Below are 16,657 nucleotides of genomic sequence, written 5' to 3' on the forward strand. Positions count from 1 at the left end.
GCTGAGATGTGCTCCGGCGTGATGGGAGCAATATCTATGGCAGTTCGCAGAACCATCAAGCGAGCAGACTAGCGTTTACTCAGCCTGCTCCCACAGCATAAATTTTCTGCCTGTCGCATTCTTCCGGAACCGGACGTGCTGCTTTTCGATTTCCGGCAGGTGCAACACAAAATACACTCGATCAGGAGGAAACCATGACCAAAGTCGTCTATCAGGTGGTGCAGCATGACGGTGGCTGGGCGTATCGCCAGGGTGACGTCTATTCCGAGACCTTTGCCACGCATTCCGATGCCTTGCAGGCTGCCAAGATTGTTGCGGCCGAGCAGCAGGTCGGCGGGGATTCAGAGGAGATCAGCTGGCAGGATGCCAAGGGCATCTGGCACGTGGAGCATAGCGATGGCGGAGACAGGCCGGAGGCGGAAGTTGAAGATTCTGTCGAAGCTCGCCCAACGCACTGATGCTTTGAGCGATGGTGAGGCCCGCCGGAGCGGGCCTCCCTGAAGCGTCTTATTCGGCCGCTTCCAGCGTTGGGTAATCGGTGTAGCCCTCGGCGCCACCGCCATACAGCGTCTGCGGGTTCACATCGTTCCAGGCAGCGCCATCCTTGATGCGGCGGACGAGGTCCGGATTGGCGATGAACGGCTTGCCGAAGGAGACGAGATCCGCATGGCCGGTCTCGATTGCCTTGGCGGCAGTCTCGGCGTCATAGCCGTTGTTGACCATCCAGGCACCCTTGCCGCCAGCTTCGATATAGGCTGCCTTGAAGGAGGCGTAGTCGAACGATGTGCCTGCGTACTGGTGGTCACGCGGGCCGCCTGTTGCGCCTTCAATCACATGGATAAACGACAGATTGCGCTTGGCCAGTTCCTTGACGACGGCATTGAACACGGCCTGGGGATCACTGTCGCTGATGTCGTTGGCGGGCGTTGTCGGAGACAGACGAATGCCGGTCTTGCCCGCGCCGATTTCAGATGCCACGGCATCGACCACCTCAAGGGTCAGCCGTATACGGTTCTCGATGGGGCCGCCATAGGCATCGGTGCGCTGGTTGGCGCCATCCTTCATGAACTGATCGAGCAGGTAGCCATTGGCTGCGTGAATTTCGACGCCGTCGAAACCGGCATCGACCGCGTTGCGTGCTGCCTTGCGGAAATCATCCACGATACCCGGCAGTTCGGAGAGTTCCAGCGCACGGGGTTGCGAGGTTTCCGCAAAACCGCCGCTGCCGTCCTCGTTGAGAATGTAGGTCTTCGACTTCGCAGTGATTGCAGAGGGTGCAACGGGTGCCGCACCGTTTGGCTGCAGCGAGACGTGGGAAATGCGGCCGACATGCCAGAGCTGCGCAACAATCTTGCCACCACGCGAGTGGACGGCATCGGTGACCTTCTTCCAGCCAGCCAGGGCTTCCGGCTTGTAGAGCCCCGGGACATCGGCGTAACCCTGACCCTGATGCGTAATGGCAGTTCCTTCCGATACGATCAGGCCAGCGGTCGCACGTTGTTCGTAATAGACAACATTCAGGTCGTTCGGGACCGCCTTCGGGGAGCGATTGCGGGTCAGGGGCGCCATGACGATGCGATTGCGAAGCTCAATATCGCCAAACTTCACGCTGTCGAACAGTGTAGGCATGATAATCCTCATAGATTGAAAAGGGGAGGTTGCCTCAGAGCGAGGTCTTCAGGTGATCGATGAAGGACCGAATTCTGTCCTCATCACGATGATAAAAGGTCCACTGGCCCACCTTGTTCGTTTTCACGAGGCCGGCTTTCTCGAGCATGGCCAGATGGGCGGATACGGTGGATTGGGACAGGCCGCAGCGCATTTCAAACTGTTTGGCGCAGATGCCCATATCCAAGGGATGAGCCTGGGAGGAGAAATGTGCCTCCGGTTCGCGCATCCATTCCAGAAACTCGACACGGGCAGGGTGGGAGAGCGCTTTCAGAATTTCTGTCTTGTCCATTCCTAGCCCTCCTGTTTTCTGACCGGATAAATCGTTTCTGAGCGATATGTAGATCGTTATTTTACGATTTAAAGGAGGTTGGCAAAAAAAAAGGGCCTCGAATTTCTTCGGGCCCGTGAGGATGAAGGTTTACCAAACCTCCAGAGGGGAACAGCTGAGGGGCGACAGGAGGCCGCCGGGACAGCTATCCCGAATATGGAAGCTGTCCTCGTCCACAACAAGGGGCAGGGATCGTCCGGGGCAAGAATTTTGTTCAACAAGGGCAATGGAAGCTTAAAAAAAGAGGGCCGCCGGATCGCTCCAGGGCCCTTGTAAGTGTGAAGGTCAATAAACCTCCAGAGGGGAACAGCTGCTGCGGCGGAACTGGGAGGAAAAGCCGCCATGTGCATCAGCTGTGTGCGATATGGTTCTTTCTTGAGCAGGGAACAATGCTTTTCTGTGCAGGGCAGCCATGCTGATAGTGCAATGCTGTATCAGCTTTCTAAAAACTGGCGGCCTGCGAGGTGCTGTTCTTCGGTTGTCAGAAGTTCCAGTTGCGGGCTTTGGCAACGATGAAGTCCCTGAAGACCTTCAGCTTGGCAGCGTTCTTCATCTCGTCCGGATAGCAGAAATAGGTATCGAATGACGGGATATCCGCGTTGATGGCAAGCTGGATGAGGCCCGGGTCGCGACCGACGATGTAATCCGGCAGGACCGCGATACCGATGCCGAGCAGGCACGCGCGCTTGATCGATGTTTGACTGTTGATCTGCAGATGCGGCAGTCGAGGATTGTCAGACGAGCGCCCGGCATATTCGAGCCAGTTCACGTCCAGCAGGTAGTTGGGCGCTGGTTCACCAAATGTGATGATGCGGTGCGTATCCAGATCCTCGATGGTCTGCGGCTCTCCAAAACGATTGATGTAGGAGGGAGCCGCATAGACATGCATGTGCACGGTGAAGAGCTTGCGCTGGATAAGATCCGATTGCTGCGGCTGACGCAGACGGATGGCACAATCGGCGTGGCGCATGTTCACATCCAGCTCCTCGTTATCGAGGATGAGCTGGATCGACATTTCCGGGTAAAGCTGCAGAAACTCCTGCACCTTGTCGGTCAGCCAGCCTTGGCCAAGGCCGACGGTTGTGGTGACACGTAATTTGCCGCTCGGCTTTTCCGTTGTCTCGGTCAGCTGAACCTTGACGGATTCCAGCTTGAGCAAGACATCGTGTGCTGTCCGGTACAGCAATTCACCCTGTTCGGTCAGGATCAGGCCGCGCGCATGGCGATGGAAGAGCTTGACGCCGACATCCTGCTCCAGCGCGCTGACCTGACGGCTGATGGCCGACTGGGATAGGTGCAATTTATCCGCCGCATGCGTGAAAGAACCCGCCTCCGCTGCCGCGTGGAAGATGCGCAATTTATCCCAGTCGAGTGGCACGCCCATATTTACTCCGCAGCTTGAGCCATAGGTTGGATGCCGGCAAGGAACCGCTCTGCTTCAAGAGCTGCCATGCAGCCCATGCCGGCGGCGGTAATGGCTTGGCGGAAGGTGTCGTCAGTCACGTCGCCCGCGGCAAAGACGCCGGGAATGCTGGTCGCTGTCGAGTCCGGCGCTGTCCAGAGATAGCCGTTGGATTTGAGCTTCAACTGATCCTTGAACAGTTCCGTTGCCGGGGCGTGGCCGATGGCGACGAAAACACCATGGATCGGCATCTCGGTTATCGCTCCGGTTCTGGTATCGCGGATCCGGGCACCGGTGACGGATGGCGGCATCGGCGGCTTGGCAGGCTCGCCAATGATTTCCGCAATCTCCGAATTCCAGAGAACATTGACATTGGGACGCTGGAACAGGCGCTCCTGCAGGATCTTTTCCGAGCGGAAGCTATCCCGGCGGTGAACGACGGTGACAGACTTCGCGATGTTGGACAGGTACAGTGCCTCTTCGACGGCGGAATTTCCGCCTCCGACCACGATGACATCCCGGTTGCGATAGAAGAAGCCGTCGCAGGTTGCGCAGGCCGAGACGCCAAAGCCCTGGAAATGCTGTTCGCTATCGATGCCCAGCCACTTCGCCTTGGCACCGGTTGCGATCACCAGCGTGTCGGCCGTCCAGGTCTGGCCGGAATCGGTGCTGACAACGAATGGGCGCTGCGACAGCTCAACCTTCGTCACCAGATCGTTCACAATTTCCGTGCCGACATGGTGCGCCTGCTTGAGCATCTGTTCCATCAGCCATGGACCCTGGATGGGGTCGGCAAAGCCAGGATAATTTTCCACATCGGTGGTGATCATCAACTGGCCACCCTGTTCCATGCCGGCGATGAGAACGGGCTTCAGCATGGCGCGAGCGGCGTAGATGGCGGCAGTGTATCCTGCGGGGCCGGAGCCGATGATCAGGACCTGCGTATGACGGGCAGACATGATTTCTATCCTTCAGGGATTGCAGGGGAACGAGCGCTGTTCGCGCAGAAGCAATCCATCGATTATGTTAACTCGCCCCCATTTATGATTGAACCATGTTCCAGTTCAAGGGCAGCCTTGCATTACAGGCAGGCCAGCTTTGCGTTCTGCACAATATTAGGCGCGTCTTTCAGTGCACATTGGCGTGAATTTCTTGCGTTCGGGGCTGCAATGGCTAATACCACTGGAAAACATATCAGAGGAATTTCGCGTGCTGCGAGTCGAACTCGACACCACTGACATCAAGATCTTGCGTGAATTGCAGCGTGATGGCCGCATGACCAATGTGGAACTGGCCGAACGCGTTGGCATTTCTGCGCCTCCTTGCCTGCGACGCGTTCGCAAGCTGGAGGAGATGGGGATCATTGAAGGTTATGCCGCCATCTTGAACGGGCCGAAGCTCGGATACGATCTGGTGGCCTTTTGCCTCATCGGCCTGAAGCATCAATCGGAAGCCAATCTGAAGGCCTTTGCTGCTCTGGCGGAAAGCTGGCCGATCGTGCGCGAAGCATGGATGGTGTCCGGCGACAGCGATTTTCTGCTGCGTTGCACAGCCGAAAACCTGACGAAGTTCCAGGATTTCGTTATCGAGGTTCTGGCCGCCAACGAGCATGTGGACACAGTCCGCACGATGCTGACGATCCGGCAGGTCAAGAAACTGGGGCTGGTCGAGATCTGATCTCAGGGCTCGCGTGCGACGGGTACAGCCAGCCACGCGGCTTGCTTATTTCTCTTCGAACGGAACCCGGAGATTACGTAGTCGGCTCGACGGGTTGAGCCGATTGCCGCGCCACGCAAACGCAGCCTGCGATGCGAGGCGTTGAACTTCGCGGCCGAGTTTCTGAAGAAGCGTTCGCTTCTGCTTCTTTTTCTCCACTGCCCAGGCCCGCTCGATTTCTCCGCCAAGGCCCACCTGATGGCTCGGCAGGAACTGATCCTGGATGCAGAGGGCAGGAAGCGTCTGATAGATCACCAGTTCGTCAAACAGCGGCGAAACCGGATCGAAGACCAGATGATCAACCGCATGCGCGCTTTGTCCGATGGCTTTCAGCAGTCGCAGTGCGGCTTTTGGCGTGATGATGTAACCCGCCAGACCCAGATGGCCTGATCTCAATCGCGCCAGCCGTAGCCCGGAACCCACGTTGATGGCCTGCCGATCAACCGAGACAGGGCGCAAGGTGGTTTCGAATTTGACGATATCCGCATCCGCCGGCAGCCAATCCGTATGCGCCAGCCAGTGACGCGCGCTGTCGGCGATATGGACATCATCTTCCAGCACGACACACGGCTTGTCTTGCTCAACCGTATTTTGCCAGGCCTGTCTCTGGCTTAGCAGAATGCCCACTTCGCCGGGTGTCAGGATCAGGCTTCCGTCGTCTCGTGCTGCCGACCAGGTGCGCAAGGCTTCGGGTTCCAGCGCCTTGCCGTCCACGGCGGGAATTCGGGCCCAGGCGAGACCAAGGCCGTCCAGCAGCGTCCGCATGCGCTGCATGCGGTCTGTGGCGCGATCCAGATTGATGACGAAGACCTGCATAAGGGTCAACCGCGCGCCAAGAGGCGGGCATAGACTTCGCCGATTGCCCGCGCTTCTCCTTCCACGGAGAAATTCTTGCGCGCATGGGCAAGGGCATTGTGGCTTGCCCGCGCCAGCCGTTCATCGTCTTCGAGGTAAGGACAAAGAGCCGTCACGAAATTTTCGACGGAGCCGCGGCCGACGATATGGCCGGTCTGGCCCTCTACGACAAGTTCCGGAAATGCGCCGACATCGGATGCAATCACGGGCACAGCGCTTGCCATGGCTTCCAGCGGGGTCAGGCCGAAGCCTTCCCAGCGTTGCGGTGCAACGAACAGGTCCAGAGCGCGATACCAGTCGGGAATATTCGTGTGTTCCCCGACGAACAGGATACGGTCTGAAAGCCCGGCAGCATTGACCTTTTGCTTCAGTTCTTCCTCGAAAGCCATGTGCTTGGCAGTGGCGCGACCGGCAATCACGCCTTTCCAGCCCGGGTGAGACGGCAGAAGGCGAGCCAAGGCATCGACGAAGAGATCGGTCCCCTTCTGATGTCGGACGCGACCGAAGCAGCCGATGTAGCGAAAACCGGGATCAAGGCCGACAGCAGACTTGGCAGTAGCCTTGTCCGCAGCCGGAGAAAACCGCTCGAGATCAATGCCGTGAAGGATCACCGTGCTCTCGCGCTCAAGGTATGAGGCTGTTTTCTGGCAGACGGCAATGACGCCATCCATGCGCGAGATCAACCACTTTGTCCAGCCGCTATGATGCCGTTGCGAGGCCGAAGTGAACAGAAGTCTGAGCGGCATTCGAAATATATCCCGCAGGATGATGCCGGGCAGCATTTCGATGTTCCGGCGCGCGTGCCAAACGCGGCAGGTCTGGCCCGAAGGCGGCTTCCAAAGCTGAGGCACTTGCCATGCCTTCATGGAAGGCAGTGACGAAGGAAGTCCCGGCCCGAAGGTGATGACCTTCTGGCCGAGTGCATTCTGGACCGGGACAAGCTGGATGACGGTCGAGGTTACGCCCGACAATCTTCGCTTGAAGTGCGGGGCAATGATCTCGACCTGAGAAAGAGATGAGGGCACGAGTGCTTTGCGCCTTCTATCAGCCCCAGGAAACGGACAGGATCTCGTAAGCCTTCGAGCCACCCGGCGCGTTGACCTCAATCGAATCACCCACTTCCTTGCCGATCAGGGCGCGGGCGATAGGCGAAGAAATGGAGATGCGACCTTCCTTGACGTCAGCTTCCTGATCGCCAACGATCTGGTAGGTCTTCTCTTCGTCAGAGTCTTCATCAACGAGTTTGACCTTGGCGCCGAACTTGATTTTCGAACCCGACATTTTCGTCAGGTCAATGACTTCCGCGCGCGCCGTCAGGTCTTCGAGTTCCGTAATGCGGCCCTCGTTGTGGCTCTGCGCTTCCTTGGCGGCATGATATTCAGCGTTTTCCGAAAGATCGCCGTGGGCGCGTGCCTCCGCAATGGCTTCGATAATGCGGGGACGCTCCTCCTGCTGGCGCCAGCGCAGCTCTTCCTGCAGCTTGGTGAAGCCAGACGGCGTCATCGGTACCTTTTCAACCATTTCTCATTTCCTCAGTCTTATGCCCACAACTGGCAGACACAAAAAGAAACAGGTCCCGGAGGGGACCCCGGAACCATGTGAAAACTCTTCTGCCTTTGAACATAGCAGAATCGCAAAGCGGAAAGCCAGCAAATTCGAGATAGGGCTTTTTCTGCGGTCGAACAGGGGAGAACTTCGGAGAAGCCGCTCGTGGCCGCATCTGTGTTGCAGAGGCAGACTGCCCTTTCTGCTATGCTTATAAATATATAATTATAGTAAAATATAACAACGTCGTGATCTGGATATAACAACATCAGCAAAAATTATGTTTTTACTCCAGATTAATATTCAAAATACATCATCACTCTTATTTCAAAAGGTGATTGATGATGTTGAAGAATATATTGTTCTGCGAAGGCGGAAATTTCGCCATCATGACCGCTTTATTGATTCCTATAATCCTTTTGAGTGCTGGATTTGCCGTTGACTATAGCATGATGACGCTTGAGCTGAAGCGGGCTCAGGAAAGTGCGGATGCGGCTGCTCTTGCTGCTTCGCAGGCCTACAATAAAGGTTTGTCTGGCGAACAGGCGCTGCTTTCTCTGGCCAATTCCCATGTCGCTGGAAATCTGGGGGCCGGATATAAGGTCAGCAATCTTGCGGTCACCGCTCCGACTGCCACCAATCGTACCGTCAGGGTTACAGGCAGGATAAACGTTCCTTTATACTTTGGTGCCCTGTGGAACATGCCGACGAAAGAGATTTCGTTTGCGGCGGAAGCTTCTGTCGGGTCGACTGCTTATTCCCAGATTGTATTTCTGGTGGATGTCTCGAACTCCATGTCCGTTCCCGGTACTGACGCCGATCTGAAAAGGTGGAAGATTGTTTCTGATGGCTGCCAGTTTGCTTGCCATGACAGTCTGGCGCGAAAGGCGGGTTACAAGGATGGGGTTCAAGTCGCGAAGGAACTGGGCATCAAGCTGAAAATGGATTTCATCCGCAGCGCAATGGCTGCCTTTGCCGCCCGAGCAAAAGCCTCTGGCCAAACCGGACTGCAAACCTACAGCGTCTATACAGTCGGAACCACATTCAACGCCCTGCTGGAGAATTCCAGCAATGCGGACCAACTCGCCACGGTGGGCGCTGCGCTGGAAGTGGAGCCCACTTATCCACCAGGTGTCATCATTGGACCGGGAAAGGCGACGGATGATGGTTGGTCTTTTCTGGAAGACGGGTTGACGCTGGTACGCCCAAAGATTCGCAACATCGGCGACGGCTCATCGTCCGCAAAACGCAAAACCTATTTCGTCTTTATGACCGATGGACTTGACAGTACAACACCTGCCCGAACGTTCGGACCATTCTATGCCGATGAGTGCACTGCTCTTCGCGGTGTTGGGGTCGAGGTATTCACGGTTCAAACCTACTATCCACCCTCGACAGATGTAGGTGTACAGAATGCATTCAAGCGAATTCCGTCTGCTCTGGAAGCGTGCGCATCAAAGCCGGAAAATCATTTCATGGCCGATGATGGAACAGCAATTGGCGGCGCGCTAGACAAAATCTACTCCCAAGTTATGGGAGGTGTGCGACTCGTCCGGTAAGCGGGCACACACGGTCAAGCACGACGAGCCTGGGTGGTTTCCTGCCGGCAGCATTGACAGATGGATGCGGAACGTTTAGTGAACATCAGTGATGAAGAAGTCGCTGAAAGAACGTCTGGCCATCCTCTCCGATGCAGCAAAGTATGACGCGTCCTGCGCATCCAGCGGCACGACGCGGCGTGATTCAACCTCGTCTGGAGGATTGGGGTCGACAGAAGGGTCCGGCATCTGCCACGCCTATGCGCCCGATGGCCGCTGTATCTCGCTTCTCAAAATACTGCTGACGAACTTCTGCATTTACGATTGCGCCTATTGTATCAACCGGTCGTCCTCGAATGTGGAGCGGGCGCGCTTTACGCCGGAAGAGGTGGTCTGGCTGACCATGGAGTTCTATCGCCGGAATTATATCGAGGGCTTGTTTCTTTCTTCCGGCATTATCCGCTCGTCTGACCATACGATGGAGGAAATGGTCAAGATTGCGCGGGATTTGCGCACGGTTCATAATTTTCGCGGCTATATTCACCTGAAGACAATCCCGGAAGCGTCTGCGGCGTTGATCGAGGAGGCTGGGCTTTATGCCGACCGTTTGTCGATCAATATCGAATTGCCCACGGACAAAGGCATCAGTCAGTTCGCACCGGAAAAGAAGCCTGAGGGTATCCGTCGCGCCATGGGTGATCTTCGCTTGAAGATCGAGGATGCATCCGAGCCGACACTGAAGACCAAGCGCCGGAAGAAGTTCGTTCCGGCCGGGCAGAGCACGCAGATGATTGTTGGCGCGGATGGTGCCAATGATGCGACCATTCTCGGCACGAGCGCACGGCTGTACGGAAGTTACGGCCTGAAACGGGTCTATTATTCGGCGTTTAGTCCGATACCGGATGCATCCTCCAAGTTGCCGCTCATCAAGCCGCCGCTCGTGCGAGAGCATCGTCTTTACCAAGCGGACTGGCTCTATCGTTTCTACGGCTTTGACATCGGTGAAATCACATCTGCAACCGTAGACGGAAACCTCGATCTGGAACTGGATCCGAAGCTGGCCTGGGCGCTTGCGCATCGGGATCGCTTTCCGGTCGATGTCAACAAGGCGGCGAAGGAGATGCTTCTTAGGGTGCCGGGCTTTGGTACCAAGACGGTCAGATCCATCCTCTCGTCGCGGCGTTTCCGTCGACTCCGGATCGAAGATCTCGGTCGTCTCGGCGTATCCTTGCGCAAGGTGCAGCCCTTCATCGTGGCGGATGGCTGGACGCCGCACCGGATGATTGATCGCAGTGATTTGCGACAGATGTTCTCGCCGCAGCCTGAGCAATTGACGCTGTTCTGATGCTGAAGATCCGTCTCAATGGATGCGGCGACTTTATGGAATGGCGCGATGCGGCGCGTGTTCTCCTGATGTGTAATGTGAGCCCCGCCGAGGTGGTGTGGGAAAGCGGCTCATCGGTCGAGAGCGGTCTGGGTTTCGGCGAGAGCGAATTGCCGGTTCCGTCGCCAACAGCGGCTTCGCCCAGCGTACCACCGGCGTTTCTCGATCTGGCGCAGACGGTCATCTGTCATTCGGATCCGGACCGTTTTGCCTTGCTATATCGGTTGCTCTGGCGCATTCGATCCGAGCGTCACCTGATCGGTATCGTTTCAGACCCGGATGTCATTGCTGCGCGCAAGCTGGAAAAATCCGTTCGCCGCGACAGCCACAAGATGAAGGCCTTCGTGCGCTTCAAGGAGGTTCCGTCTCGCGATCCGATGGAGCGGCGGCGGGCCTTCTTTGCCTGGTTCGAGCCTGATCATCACATCGTGGCGCGGATGGCGCCGTTCTTCAAGCGTCGCTTCTTCGATATGGATTGGGTCATCGCGACGCCCAAGGGGTCGGCTGCCTGGGATGGCGAGGAACTGACCGTCTCCGACGAACCCGCCGAGAAGCCGGAAATCCGCGACGACGCGGATGAACTCTGGCGGATCTATTATGCCAATATCTTCAATCCCGCGCGGTTGAAGGTGAAGGCAATGACGGCAGAAATGCCGAAGAAATACTGGAAGAACCTGCCGGAGGCGGACCTTATTCCCGACCTCATTGCCAATGCCGAAGCCAAGGTGCGCGAGATGGCCGAGCGTGCCGCCTCCCAACCGCCAGCGTTTCACCAGCGGCTTCAGGACCGGATGGCGGCCGGTGGGATGGAGGAGCCATCATTTCCAGAGGGGACACTGGAGGCTCTGCGTCAGGATGCCCGTCACTGTACCCGATGCGAACTGCATTGCCGGGCAACCCAAACCGTGTTCGGCGAAGGTTCACAATCGGCCAGGGTTATGTTCGTCGGTGAACAGCCGGGGGATCAGGAGGATCTGGCTGGCCGTCCCTTTGTTGGTCCTGCTGGCAAGGTTTTCGATACGGTGGTGAATGAGGTCGGGCTGGACCGGAAGGAATTTTACGTCACCAACGCGGTGAAGCATTTCAAATACGAACCGCGGGGCAAGCGCCGTATTCACCAGAAGCCGAACCAGGGGGAGATACAGGCCTGCCGGTGGTGGCTGACGAAAGAAGTGGAACTGATCAAACCGTCTCTGGTGGTGGCCATGGGGGCAACGGCCTATTACGCTCTGACCGATCACAAGGAAAAGCTTCAGGATGTGCGCGGCATCCCCATTGCCATGAGCAGCGGCTGCACGCTGTTTGTGACTGTCCATCCATCCTATCTGCTGCGCATTCCAGATGAGGCCAGAAAGGCGGCGGAACTGGAAAAGTTCAAGTCGGACATGGCGTCGGTCCGGCGGCTGATGGAGCGTCAATAGAAGTCCTGGGCCAGGTTGAGGCTGCTTTCGGATGCTGCAATCGTTTACTTGCGCCCGGTCTTGCAAGTCTTTGCCCTTATGCAATTATAAGTTTGTTAATTCAACTTATGTTTGAGGGGGCTAAAATGCATTATGATTATGTGATGACTGCCCGAAAGTTGACTGCGGGCTCATTTGGCAGCGATCCGGGACCTGTACGGTACTTGAAGGTTGCCGCCGATCAATTCGGGTACGGACCGAAGGATGTAATCGGATCGCCGGGAGAGTGGATGCGAGAAGTTCAGGGTCTCGCAGATGGTGATCAGAACCCGCTCTCGATCAGTCCGAAAGGCGATGTCCTGATCTTTGTCCACGGCTATAACAATACGATCGAGGCAGTCCTCACCCGCATGCGACGTCTGCGAAACAATCTTCGGGCGGAAGGTTGGCGCGGGGAAATCATCTCCTTCGACTGGCCAAGCGCCAATCAGGTTCTCAACTATCTGGAGGACCGTGCCGATGGTGCCGAGGTTGCCCTTTCGCTCGTAACGAAGGGCATCACATTATTGTCCGAGGGCCAGAAGGCCGGATGCAAAACGAACATTCATGTTCTGGCGCATTCTGCTGGCGCCTATGTCACCATGGAAGCCTTCGTGCAGGCGGAAAAAAAGGGCGAACTCTTCAAACGCGATTGGCGTGTCGGCCAGGTCGCCTTCATCGGCGCGGACGTTTCTGCGGGAAGTCTGACCGAGACCAGCGACTGGAGTAATCCGATGTTCCGGCGCATCATGAGGCTGACAAATTACTCCTCGCCATACGATGCGGCTTTGGCGGTTTCCAATGCCAAGCGGCTTGGCACGGCGCCACGCACTGGCCGCGTCGGTTTACCTGACGGCGCGTCTTCCAAGGGTGTGAATGTCAATTGTTCCGACTATTTCAGCGGGCTCAAGCCGCCTGCTGTCAGCGACGGATCAAGCTGGACGCATTCCTGGCATTTCGGCGATCGTGTTTTCGCGCGAGATCAGGCAATGACACTCGAGGGGGCGATTGATCGGCGTGCTTTGCCAACACGCAAGCTGATCAATGGCGAGCTATACCTGCAGGACAAGCCGCGGCCAGCATTCCAATCCGAATGGGATATCAAACAGACCGCTCAGTACGCGGATGCAAGAACCTCCTGAGCTTCAGGCACATGACTGCTTGCCGGGTTCGGTTTAGCGCAAGAGGAAGGAGCCCGGAGAGGCGATGACTGCGCTCTCCGGGCTCCTGATTTTCAATTTCAGAAGTAGCTCTGAAGCGGCGCGACTTCCAGCTGGCCCTTCTTCAGGGCCTCGATTGCTTCCGCGGCGGCCATGGCGCCAGCCATGGTGGTGTAATAGGGCACCTTCTGCATCAGGGCTGCACGACGAAGTGACTTGGAGTCGGAAATCGCCTTGTTGCTATCGGTCGTATTGATGACCAGTTGGACCTGACGGTTGCGGATCGCATCCTCGATATGCGGACGACCTTCCAGGACCTTGTTCACCTTCACGGCTTCAATGCCGTTCTCAGCGAGGAAGCGCTGCGTGCCGCCGGTTGCCAGAACCTTGAAGCCGATTTCGACCAGCAGTTTGATGGCAGGCAGGACGCGTGTCTTGTCGTCATCGCGGACCGAGACGAAGACGGAGCCTTCACGCGGGAGTTCCACGCCAGCACCCAGCTGGCTCTTGGCGAAAGCGAGCGGGAAGCTGCGGTCGAGGCCGATGACTTCGCCGGTCGAACGCATTTCCGGACCGAGCAGCGTATCGACACCCGGGAAGCGGGCAAACGGAAACACGGCTTCCTTGACGGCAATGTGCTTCAGGTTGCGCGGATCCGGCTTTGAACCGTAGGCGCCAATGGCCGCATCCAGCTTTTCACCGGCCATGATGCGGGCGGCGATCTTGGCGATCGGCGCGCCGATGGTCTTGGCGACGAAGGGCACGGTACGCGAGGCGCGTGGGTTGACTTCCAGAACGTAGATCGTGCCGTCCTTGATCGCGTACTGAACGTTCATCAGACCGCCGACATTCAGCGCCTTTGCAAGAGCGGTCGTCTGACGCTCCAGTTCGTCCAGCAGTTCCGGCGAGAAGGAGCGCGATGGCAGCGAGCAGGCGCTGTCGCCGGAGTGAATACCGGCTTCCTCGATATGCTCCATGATGCCGGAGACGAATACGTTTTCACCGTCGCACAGCGCATCCACGTCGACTTCGATGGCGTTGGTCAGATAGCTGTCGAACAGCAGCGGGTTCTTGCCGAGAAGCGTGTTGATCTGGCCCGTCTTGTCGTTCGGATAGCGCTGCTTGATGTCTTCCGGCACCAGTTCCGGCACCGTGTCCAGAAGATAGGCCTGGAGCATGGTCTCGTTGTGGATGATCTGCATGGCGCGGCCACCCAGAACGTAGGACGGACGAACGACCAGCGGGAAGCCGATTTCGGACGCGACGAGACGCGCCTGTTCAACCGAATAGGCAATGCCGTTGTTCGGCTGGGCGAGATCCAGCTTCATCAGGAGCTTCTGGAAGCGGTCGCGATCTTCCGCAAGGTCGATCATGTCCGGCGCTGTACCCAGGATCGGGATGCCGTTCTTTTCAAGAGCTTCGGCCAGCTTCAGCGGTGTCTGGCCACCAAACTGCACGATGACGCCGACGACCTCACCCTTTTCCTGCTCTGCACGAAGAATCTCGATCACGTCTTCGGCTGTCAGCGGCTCGAAGTAAAGGCGATCGGAGGTATCGTAGTCAGTGGAAACGGTTTCCGGGTTGCAGTTGATCATGATGGCTTCAAAGCCTGCATCCTTCAGCGCGAAGGCCGCATGGCAGCAGCAGTAATCGAACTCGATGCCCTGGCCGATACGGTTTGGACCGCCGCCGAGGATCACGACCTTCTTGGCGTCGGATATTTCAGCTTCCGAGCGGGCGACGCCGACGAACGGTGTCTCGTAGGTCGAATACATGTAGGCGGTCGGCGAAGCGAATTCGGCAGCGCAGGTATCGATGCGCTTGAAGACCGGACGTACGTTCAGGCTATTGCGCAGGACAGCGACATCCTTCGGCTTGGTCGATGTGAGCGAGGCGAGGCGGGCATCGGAGAAGCCCATGGCCTTCAGCATGCGCAGGTTGTCAGCGTCCTGCGGCAGGCCGTGTTCACGCACGCGCGCTTCCATGTCCACAATAGCCTTGAACTGGGCGATGAACCACGGGTCGATCTTGCAGCCTTCGTGAACTTCCGCTTCAGACATGCCGAGACGAAGCGCCTGAACCACCATGCGCAGGCGGTCCGGCGTGGGCGTACCGATGGCGGCGCGGATGGCGTTCTTGTCATCACCCTGGCCCAGGCCCGGAATTTCAATTTCGTCGAGGCCCGTCAGGCCGGTTTCAAGGCCGCGCAGGGCCTTCTGCAGAGATTCGGCAAAGGTGCGGCCAATGGCCATGACTTCACCGACCGACTTCATGGCGGTGGTGAGCGTCGGTTCTGCACCCGGGAACTTCTCGAAGGCAAAGCGCGGGATCTTGGTGACGACGTAGTCGATGGATGGTTCGAAGGAGGCGGGTGTGGCGCCACCGGTGATATCGTTCTCCAGCTCATCCAGCGTGTAGCCGATGGCGAGCTTGGCCGCGACCTTGGCAATCGGGAAGCCGGTTGCCTTGGAAGCGAGCGCGGAGGAGCGAGACACGCGCGGGTTCATTTCGATGACGACCAGGCGGCCATCCTTGGGGTTCACGGCGAACTGAACGTTCGAGCCGCCGGTTTCCACGCCGATTTCGCGCAGTACCGCGATCGATGCGTTACGCATGATCTGGTATTCCTTGTCCGTCAGGGTCAGCGCCGGTGCGACAGTGATAGAGTCACCCGTGTGAACGCCCATCGGATCAATGTTTTCGATGGAGCAGATGATGATGCAGTTATCCGCTCGGTCGCGGATGACTTCCATCTCATATTCCTTCCAGCCGAGAACCGATTCCTCGATCAGCACTTCCGTGGTCGGAGAGGCGTCCAGACCGGAATTGATGATCTCGAAGAATTCAGAGCGATTGTAGGCAATGCCACCGCCGGTGCCGCCCATGGTGAAGGAGGGACGGATGATGGCAGGCAGGCCCACGACATCCAGCGCCTGGGCGGCGATAGCCATGGCATGGCTCATGTAGCGCTGCTTGCGGTCCGTCTCGCCAAGGTTCCACTTGTTTTCCAGTTCGTCCAGCGCCTTGTCCAGCGCATCACCGGACAGTGTTTCGCGCAGCTTGGTACGCTCTGCCTCGTGCTTCTTGCGGTCGGCATCCTTGATTTCTGTCGCGTTCGCCAGCATGGAGCGGGGCGTTTCCAGCCCGATCTTCGCCATCGCCTCACGGAAGAGAGCGCGGTCTTCGGCCTTGTCGATGGCCTCCGGCTTCGCGCCGATCATTTCGACATTATAGCGATCCAGAACACCCATTCGCTTCAGGGAAAGTGCGGTGTTGAGCGCGGTTTGTCCGCCCATTGTCGGCAGCAGCGCATCCGGACGTTCCTTGGCGATGATCTTGGCTACAACTTCCGGCGTGATGGGCTCGACATAAGTCGCGTCCGCCAAGCCCGGATCGGTCATGATCGTTGCCGGGTTGGAGTTGACCAGAATGACCCGGTAGCCTTCTTCCTTCAGCGCCTTGCAGGCCTGAGTGCCTGAATAGTCGAACTCGCAGGCCTGACCGATGACAATCGGTCCTGCTCCGATGATGAGGATTGACTTAATATCTTGGCGCTTCGGCATGGGCTCAATTCCATAAACATGTTGCGCGAAAAACCGGCCAGGGTGAGGCTTCACCG

Annotated in this window: 14 protein-coding genes; 6 read left to right on the forward strand and 8 right to left on the reverse strand. The window is 57.5% G+C overall.

Going from position 1 to position 16,657, the window contains the following annotated elements; all coding sequences use genetic code 11:
• The first annotated feature begins 194 nt into the window (after positions 1-194).
• Positions 195-458, forward strand: a complete 264-nt coding sequence (locus ASD54_RS07685; protein ID WP_062554020.1) for a DUF2188 domain-containing protein — start codon at positions 195-197, stop codon at positions 456-458.
• A gap of 49 nt (positions 459-507) precedes the next feature.
• On the opposite strand, the gene ASD54_RS07690 is transcribed toward ASD54_RS07685, so the two are convergent.
• The 4 genes from ASD54_RS07690 to trxB form a co-directional block, all read right to left on the reverse strand.
• Positions 508-1,629: an alkene reductase gene (locus ASD54_RS07690; RefSeq protein ID WP_062554021.1), complete on the reverse strand. Its 1,122-nt coding sequence runs from the start codon at positions 1,627-1,629 to the stop codon at positions 508-510.
• A gap of 34 nt (positions 1,630-1,663) precedes the next feature.
• Positions 1,664-1,960, reverse strand: a complete 297-nt coding sequence (locus ASD54_RS07695) for a metalloregulator ArsR/SmtB family transcription factor (RefSeq protein WP_062554022.1) — start codon at positions 1,958-1,960, stop codon at positions 1,664-1,666.
• Positions 1,961-2,480: 520 nt separating this feature from the next.
• A complete protein-coding gene (locus ASD54_RS07705; RefSeq protein ID WP_062554743.1) occupies positions 2,481-3,377 on the reverse strand; it encodes a LysR family transcriptional regulator VtlR in 897 nt (298 codons plus the stop codon).
• An 8-nt stretch (positions 3,378-3,385) separates the two neighbouring features.
• The gene (trxB, locus tag ASD54_RS07710; RefSeq protein ID WP_062554024.1) at positions 3,386-4,360 is read right to left on the reverse strand and encodes a thioredoxin-disulfide reductase; all 975 of its coding nucleotides are present in this window, start codon (positions 4,358-4,360) and stop codon (positions 3,386-3,388) included.
• A gap of 250 nt (positions 4,361-4,610) precedes the next feature.
• On the opposite strand from trxB, the gene ASD54_RS07715 reads away from it, so the two are divergent.
• Positions 4,611-5,078 (forward strand): Lrp/AsnC family transcriptional regulator, encoded by a 468-nt coding sequence (locus ASD54_RS07715; protein ID WP_062554025.1) that lies wholly within the window; start codon positions 4,611-4,613, stop codon positions 5,076-5,078.
• A 45-nt stretch (positions 5,079-5,123) separates the two neighbouring features.
• Here the strand turns inward: ASD54_RS07715 and ASD54_RS07720 are convergent, their stop codons facing one another.
• Genes ASD54_RS07720 through greA form a run of 3 tightly spaced genes read right to left on the reverse strand, consistent with a single transcriptional unit; the run spans position 5,124 to position 7,493 of the window.
• Complete coding sequence (locus tag ASD54_RS07720; RefSeq protein ID WP_062554026.1) at positions 5,124-5,933, reverse strand: glycosyltransferase family 25 protein; 810 nt, start codon at positions 5,931-5,933, stop codon at positions 5,124-5,126.
• 5 nt (positions 5,934-5,938) lie between these two features.
• Positions 5,939-6,997 (reverse strand): glycosyltransferase family 4 protein, encoded by a 1,059-nt coding sequence (locus tag ASD54_RS07725; protein ID WP_062554027.1) that lies wholly within the window; start codon positions 6,995-6,997, stop codon positions 5,939-5,941.
• 19 nt (positions 6,998-7,016) lie between these two features.
• Entirely contained in the window at positions 7,017-7,493 is a 477-nt protein-coding gene (gene greA / locus ASD54_RS07730) for a transcription elongation factor GreA (RefSeq protein ID WP_062554028.1), read from the reverse strand.
• Between the two features lie 368 nt (positions 7,494-7,861).
• Between greA and ASD54_RS07735 the strand changes: the two genes are divergently transcribed.
• The 4 genes from ASD54_RS07735 to ASD54_RS07750 all read left to right on the forward strand — a co-directional run bounded on the left by ASD54_RS07735 (position 7,862) and on the right by ASD54_RS07750 (position 13,020).
• Complete coding sequence (locus ASD54_RS07735; RefSeq protein ID WP_162249562.1) at positions 7,862-9,076, forward strand: pilus assembly protein TadG-related protein; 1,215 nt, start codon at positions 7,862-7,864, stop codon at positions 9,074-9,076.
• 91 nt (positions 9,077-9,167) lie between these two features.
• Positions 9,168-10,400 (forward strand): putative DNA modification/repair radical SAM protein, encoded by a 1,233-nt coding sequence (locus tag ASD54_RS07740; RefSeq protein WP_062554030.1) that lies wholly within the window; start codon positions 9,168-9,170, stop codon positions 10,398-10,400.
• Complete coding sequence (locus tag ASD54_RS07745) at positions 10,400-11,860, forward strand: UdgX family uracil-DNA binding protein (protein WP_062554031.1); 1,461 nt, start codon at positions 10,400-10,402, stop codon at positions 11,858-11,860. The genes ASD54_RS07740 and ASD54_RS07745 overlap by 1 nt, the downstream gene beginning before the upstream one ends.
• A 125-nt stretch (positions 11,861-11,985) precedes the next feature.
• Positions 11,986-13,020, forward strand: coding sequence for an alpha/beta hydrolase (locus ASD54_RS07750; RefSeq protein ID WP_062554032.1), 1,035 nt, complete (start codon positions 11,986-11,988; stop codon positions 13,018-13,020).
• A gap of 98 nt (positions 13,021-13,118) precedes the next feature.
• On the opposite strand, the gene carB is transcribed toward ASD54_RS07750, so the two are convergent.
• Positions 13,119-16,601 (reverse strand): carbamoyl-phosphate synthase large subunit, encoded by a 3,483-nt coding sequence (gene carB, locus ASD54_RS07755; protein ID WP_062554033.1) that lies wholly within the window; start codon positions 16,599-16,601, stop codon positions 13,119-13,121.
• Positions 16,602-16,657 lie beyond the last annotated feature (56 nt).

This window comes from Rhizobium sp. Root149 (assembly GCF_001427345.1).
In the GTDB taxonomy this organism is placed as follows: Bacteria; Pseudomonadota; Alphaproteobacteria; order Rhizobiales; family Rhizobiaceae; genus Neorhizobium; species Neorhizobium rhizoryzae.